General features: G+C 74.4%; 6 protein-coding genes. 3 read left to right on the top strand and 3 right to left on the bottom strand.

The annotated features are described in order from the left end of the window. Positions 1 to 1,548 (top strand): MinD/ParA family ATP-binding protein (locus tag C1I99_RS28455; protein WP_499877951.1); only part of this gene is annotated, 1,548 nt, incomplete at its 5' end. Positions 1,549 to 1,671: 123 nt separating this feature from the next. Here the strand turns inward: C1I99_RS28455 and C1I99_RS28450 are convergent. Continuing rightward, positions 1,672 to 2,100, bottom strand: a complete 429-nt coding sequence (locus C1I99_RS28450; protein ID WP_111137286.1) for a DUF3151 domain-containing protein — start codon at positions 2,098 to 2,100, stop codon at positions 1,672 to 1,674. A gap of 248 nt (positions 2,101 to 2,348) precedes the next feature. Here C1I99_RS28450 and C1I99_RS28445 point away from each other — a divergent pair, with 248 nt between their 5' ends. Further along, complete coding sequence (locus tag C1I99_RS28445) at positions 2,349 to 3,602, top strand: LOG family protein (RefSeq protein ID WP_199562421.1); 1,254 nt, start codon at positions 2,349 to 2,351, stop codon at positions 3,600 to 3,602. 85 nt (positions 3,603 to 3,687) lie between these two features. Here the strand turns inward: C1I99_RS28445 and fbaA are convergent, their stop codons facing one another. Continuing rightward, positions 3,688 to 4,713: a class II fructose-bisphosphate aldolase gene (gene fbaA / locus C1I99_RS28440; protein WP_111137284.1), complete on the bottom strand. Its 1,026-nt coding sequence runs from the start codon at positions 4,711 to 4,713 to the stop codon at positions 3,688 to 3,690. A gap of 167 nt (positions 4,714 to 4,880) precedes the next feature. Further along, positions 4,881 to 5,264 (bottom strand): phage holin family protein, encoded by a 384-nt coding sequence (locus C1I99_RS28435; RefSeq protein ID WP_111137283.1) that lies wholly within the window; start codon positions 5,262 to 5,264, stop codon positions 4,881 to 4,883. Positions 5,265 to 5,399: 135 nt separating this feature from the next. Between C1I99_RS28435 and C1I99_RS28430 the strand changes: the two genes are divergently transcribed. Then, a complete protein-coding gene (locus C1I99_RS28430; protein ID WP_111137282.1) occupies positions 5,400 to 5,612 on the top strand; it encodes a hypothetical protein in 213 nt (70 codons plus the stop codon). Positions 5,613 to 5,824: the final 212 nt, after the last annotated feature.

The following is a 5,824-nucleotide window of genomic DNA, read 5'->3' as shown; positions in this document are numbered from 1 at the left end:
ACCCCCGGCTCGGCCTCCCCGCCGCCGGGCGCTGCCGCTCCTGACGTCATCGCCGGTGGCCCGACCGCCCCGCCAGCGGGCAGCGGGGTTACGCGGGCCACGGCCACTCCGGGGGAGGGCCCGGGCGGCCCGCCGCCAGCGGGCGACGTCGCGACCGCCGGCCCGCGCCTGCCGGCGGAGTCCCCGTGGGCCCTGCCGCCGCAGCGGCCCACGCCGGCGACCGCCCAGCCGGCCTCCCGGACGGTCGCCGGGTCTCCCGACCCACCGCCGACGCCGGAGGCCGTGGCGGTGCAACCACCGCGCACCGGCCCGCTTCCCGGCCTGGCGGAGGCCGGCGACCCGCAGCCGGGTCCGCACCACGCGCAGGCCCCGCAGACCCCGCGCCCGCTGGCGGCCGACACCGGTCGGCCACCGCTCGACCCAGACCCCCACACGCCACCGACCCCGCAGACCGGCGCCGGGCCGGCGACGGGGTCGGTCGCCCCGACACCGCCCGGGCCGTTCCCGCCCCAGCCGGCCTGGTACCCGCCGTCCTGGCAGCCGGGGGCGGCGCGGCCGGAACCGGCGGCGCAGCCGCCCTACCAGCCGGCCGGGCCCGACCCGAGCTGGGGTCCGGAGGGCGGCACGCCGCCGACCGCTGAGGATTTCGCCCGGCGCCGGCAGGTCCGCCCCGCCGAACCGGTGGCCACCATGGGCGTACGCGCGGTGGTCAACAAGGTGGGGCTGCGGCTCCCGCCGGGGCGGCACGAGCAGGAACTGCGGCGGGACATCGAGATGGTGCGGCGCAACTTCGGCGGGTTGCGCCAGGTGACCGTGGTCAACCCGAAGGGCGGCGCCGGCAAGACGGTGGCCATCCTGCTGCTGGCGATGACCTTCGGGCAGAAACGCGGCGGTTACGTGCTGGCCTGGGACAACAACGAGACGCAGGGCACCCTCGGCATGCGCGCCCAGCAGGACTTCCACTCCCGTACGGTGCGGGACATGCTGCGTGACCTGGGCCAGTTCCAGAGCGCGCACGGGCGGGTCGGCGACCTGTCGCAGTACGTCCGCTCGCAGGGCGAGGGGATGTTCGACGTGCTCGCCTCGGATGAGTCGGCCACCGGGGGCGAGATGCTCACCGCCGCCGCGTTCGCCGAGATCCGTGAGGTGGTCAGCCGCTTCTACAAGCTGATCTTCGTGGACACCGGCAACAACGTCCGGGCCCAGAACTGGCAGGCCGCGATGGACGCCACCGATCAGCTGGTGGTCACCATGTCGGCCCGGAACGACTCGGCCGAGACGGCGGCGCGGATGCTCGACCACCTGGAGCAGAGCGGGCGGCAGCGGCTGGTCCGGCAGGCGGTCACCGTGGTGTCCATGCCGCCGTCGCGCAAGGAGATCGACCTGCCGGCGATCCAGCAGCACTTCGCGGCCCGCACCCGGGCAGTCCTGCTGGCGCCCTACGAGCGGCTCATCGACACCGGGGAGCCGATCCGGTACGGCGGCCTCTCCTCGGCCACCCGGGACGCCTGGCTCAAGATCGCCGCAGCGGTCGCCGAGGGTCTGTAACCGCGCCTCGGGCCACCCCGGCCGGGCGCAGGCGCACCGGGCCGGCTGGCAGGTGACCCCCGGCCCGCCGCCCGGACAGCCCGGCGGCCGGCCCGTTCCGCCCGGCCGGCCGCCGGAGCCGGGTCAGTTGCTGGCCAGCGCGTCCGCCGCGGCCGGGTCGCAGTCGCGGAGGAACTGGGCGCAGCGGGCCGCCTCATCGGCCTCGCCGATCTCGTCGGCGGCGCGGGAGAGCAGGTAGAGGCAGCGGAGGAAGCCCCGGTTCGGCTCGTGCGACCAGGGCACCGGGCCGTGCCCCTTCCAGCCGCTGCGGCGCAGCTGGTCCAGGCCCCGGTGGTAGCCGGTGCGCGCGTACGCGTACGCCGGGACGACCTGGCCAGCGGCGAACGCCCGGGCCGCCAGCGCGGCCCAGGCCGCGCTCAAGGTCGGGAAATCCGCGGCGACCTCGGCGAACGCCTCGTCGCTGCCGGCCTCTTCGGCGTCGGCCAGGGCAGCGTCGGCCTCGTCGTGCGCGGGCAGGAGCGTGGCCGGGGGCTCAGGCAACAGGTTCTGCATCGCCCCATTCAACCCGCTTCGCGCCGCACCGCGCGAGGGGCTGGCCGAGCCGGTTTGGCTGAACGGCTGAGGAGTTGGTCACGCCTGCGGCCCATGCCGGCCCGAGATGCTTTCCATTACAACTATTGGTCCGGAGCCTCCCCAGGACCCGGTTACGCAGGAGCCCGGTGGCCACGGCCGCCGGGCTCCTGTCGTCCGCCGGGATCCCGCGGGTTTGGCCGATTGCCCGGACAGGGCAGGATGACCCGGTGCCGACCCCCCCACCCACGGACGTCATCGAGCCGCACCCCTGCACCGACGAGGTCGAGACCCGCGCCGAGTTCGACCGGCGGCTGGCCAGCGGAAGCCTGGCCGGGCTGACCGTCCAAGGGCTGCGGCTGGACCTGCCGCCGGCACCCGACTTCACCGCCGTCGAGGTGGCCGGGGCGCTCTTCGTCGGCTGCCGGTTCGCCTCCCGCGAGGTCGGCGCCGACCTGGTCCGCCGCGGCGCCAACGTGGTGCCGCCCTTCTCCGGGCTGCCGTATCCGACCCAGCCGTCGCACCTCTACACCCCCGACGACCTCGCCGCCGGCTTCGCCGAGGGCGGGTTCGCCGAGATGTACGACACCCGGGTCTACGAGCACTTCCGCGCGCACGGCGGGGCGCTGCCGGACGTCCGCGAGGCGCTCGGCCAGCGGCTGCACGACCACGGCGTGGACAACGCCCTGGCCGACGCCACCCGCGCCTGGCTGGCCGTGCACGGGCCGCAGTCGGTGGTCGGAATCATGGGCGGGCACGCGGTGCCGCGCGGCAGCGTGCCGTACCGGATGGCCGCGGTACTGGGCTGGGAACTGGCCCGGGCCGACCGGCTGGTGGTGACCGGCGGCGGGCCGGGGGTGATGGAGGCCGCGAACCTCGGCGCCTACCTGGCACCGCGGCCGGCCGAGGAGCTGGAGGCCGCCATCGACCTGCTCGCCGCGGCGCCGGACTTCACCGACCACGAGCGCTACACCGCGGCGGCCCTGCGGGTCCGGCAGCTGTTCGGCCAGCCGGTCCGACCGCCCCGGCCCCGGGCCGACGCGGGCAGCGTGTCCCGGGCCGACTCCGCGGTGCTGGCCGGCGGCGAGCTGGACTGGGCGCGCGGCGGCGGGCTGGCCATCCCGACCTGGCTGTACGGGCACGAGCCGGCGAACCTCTTCGCGGGGCGGATCGCCAAGTACTTCTCCAACGCCATCCGGGAGGACACCATCCTGCGGCTGGCCCGGGGCGGGATCGTCTTCGCCCCCGGACGGGCCGGCACCGTGCAGGAGGTCTTCCAGGCGGCGACGAAGACCTACTACGGCACCGACGGTGCCAGCGGTGCGTACGTCTTCCTCGACCGCGCCTACTGGACCCGGGAGCTGCCGGTGCAGTCGCTGCTGCGCCCGCTGCTGGCCGCCTCCCCGTTCGGCGACCTGTCCCCGACGGTGCACCTCACCGACGACGTCCGCGAGGCCGTCCGGGTTCTCACCGGGGCCGGCTGACCCCGGCTCGGCGTGCGGCCGGGCCGGGGAACGGCGACGGCCGGCCCCCACCGGGAGCCGGCCGTCGGCCGTACGCGTCAGCGCGTCACTTGGCCATCGTGGTGCCCGTCGAGCGCAGGTGCTCGCAGGCCTCGACCACCCGGGCGGCCATGCCGGCCTCGGCGGCCTTGCCCCACACCCGCGGGTCGTACATCTTCTTGTTGCCGACCTCGCCGTCGACCTTCAGCACGCCGTCGTAGTTGCGGAACATGTGGTCCACCACCGGCCGCGAGAAGCAGTACTGGGTGTCCGTGTCGATGTTCATCTTGACCACGCCGTAGTCCAGCGCCTCGCGGATCTCCGACAGCAGCGAGCCGGACCCGCCGTGGAAGACCAGGCTGAGCGGCTTCTCCTTGTTGTACTTCGCGCCGACCGCCATCTGGATGTGGTTGAGCACCTCGGGGCGGAGCTTGACGTTGCCCGGCTTGTAGACGCCGTGCACGTTACCGAAGGTCAGCGCCGCCATGTAGCGGCCCTTCTCGCCGAGCCCGAGCGCTTCCACCATGGCCAGGCCGTCCTCGACGGTGGTGTAGAGCTTCTCGTTGATCGCGTTCTCGACGCCGTCCTCCTCGCCGCCGACCACGCCGACCTCGATCTCCAGGACGACGGCGGCCTTGGCCGCCTCGTCGAGCAGCTGCGCGGCGATCTCCAGGTTCTCGGCCACCGGTACCGCGGAGCCGTCCCACATGTGCGACTGGAACAGCGGCTCCTCGCCACGCCGCACCCGCTCCTGGGACATCGTCATCAGCGGCCGGACGAACTTGTCCAGCTTCTCCTTGGGGCAGTGGTCGGTGTGCAGGGCGATGTTGACCGGGTAGTTCTTGGCCACCTCGCGGGCGTACGCGGCGAAGGCGGCGGCGCCGGTGACCATGTCCTTCACCGACGGACCGGAGAGGTACTCGGCGCCGCCGGTGGAGACCTGGATGATGCCGTCGCTCTCCGCGTCGGCGAAGCCCTTCAGCGCCGCGTTCAGCGTCTGAGAGGAGGTCACGTTGATCGCGGGGTACGCGTACCGGCCGGCCTTGGCGCGGTCCAGCATCTCCGCGTAAGCCTCGGGGGAAGCGATGGGCATGTCGAACGCTCCTTACTTACCGCTCTCGGCCGTAGTCGGCCGCTGTTGTCCTTGGTGCGCCGGACCGCGCTGTCCTCCGCCCGGCAGTATCCCGTAGGACGGCCACGCGGGCACAACCGACCCGGTACGCGCCGGTGGCCGCGACGCCCGCGCCGGGGCGCTCGACGTCACCGGCCCTCCAGCCGGTCCGGCACGACGATGCTGATCAGCCAGGTCGCCACGGCCATCACGATGGCACCCCAGAATGCCGCCCAGAAGCCGTCCACCTGGAACGGCAGGTCCAGCGCCCGGGCGATCCGGTCGGTGAGCAGGAACAGCAGGGCGTTGACCACCAGCGCGAACAGGCCGAGAGTCAGCAGGTAGAAGACGCAACCGACCACCTTGATCACCGGCTTGAGCACGGCGTTGACCACACCGAAGATCAGCGCCACGACGACCAGCGTGAGCGCGGTGGTGGCGCCGGAACGGCCGCCCACCTCCACCCCGGGCACGATCAGCGTGGTGATCCACAGCGCCACCGCGGTGATCACCAGCCGGATCAGGAAGCCCACCGTCCCATCCTGGCACCGGGGGTGGCGCCCGGTGGGGCGATTCCGTCGAGTCGGCTCCCGTCGCCGCCGCGCGGGGGGCGGGCGCAGACCGTACGGTGTGTGAGGACCGTCCGCCGAGAACCCCGGGAGGGACTGATGGGTCAGCCCGACGAGGACTTCGCCCCCAGCGACCACCTCAGCCCGGAGGAGCGCGATCTGGAGGCGGAGCCGGCCGACACGGTCGAGCAGTCCACCGTGATCGCCCCCGTGGAGGGCGACACCGAACCGCACCGCGGCCTGGAGGTCGACGACTGGGACGCGATGGAGCAGGCCCGGGTGGTCGCCACCGACGAGGACGACTACCGCTGAGCCGCCGCCCCGGGCGACCGGGGCGACCACCTGCGCGCCGCCGCCCCGCTCGGGCGGCGGCCCTTTCCCCGTCTGGCGCCCGCAGTGGTCCGACCGGCTGGGTGCCGGCCCGGGTGCCGGCCCGGGTGCCGGCCGGATGTCCCGGCGACGCGCGGGACGACTGCGCCGGCGGGGGGCGGCACGGCTGCGGGCGCGTGGCCACGGTTGCGGGC

This window comes from Micromonospora deserti, from assembly GCF_003236335.1.
GTDB classification, from domain to species: Bacteria; Actinomycetota; Actinomycetes; order Mycobacteriales; family Micromonosporaceae; genus Micromonospora; species Micromonospora deserti.
The sequence above is the reverse complement of the archived record's forward strand: the minus strand, read 5'-3'. Positions and strand labels throughout refer to the sequence as shown.

What these genes read in the sequence shown, in the direction of transcription:
- C1I99_RS28430 (WP_111137282.1), top strand. Translation starts at nt 5,400, where the DNA reads ATGGGTCAGCCCGACGAGGACTTCGCCCCCAGCGACCACCTCAGCCCG.
- fbaA (WP_111137284.1), bottom strand. Translation starts at nt 4,713, where the DNA reads ATGCCCATCGCTTCCCCCGAGGCTTACGCGGAGATGCTGGACCGCGCC.
- C1I99_RS28450 (WP_111137286.1), bottom strand. Translation starts at nt 2,100, where the DNA reads ATGCAGAACCTGTTGCCTGAGCCCCCGGCCACGCTCCTGCCCGCGCAC.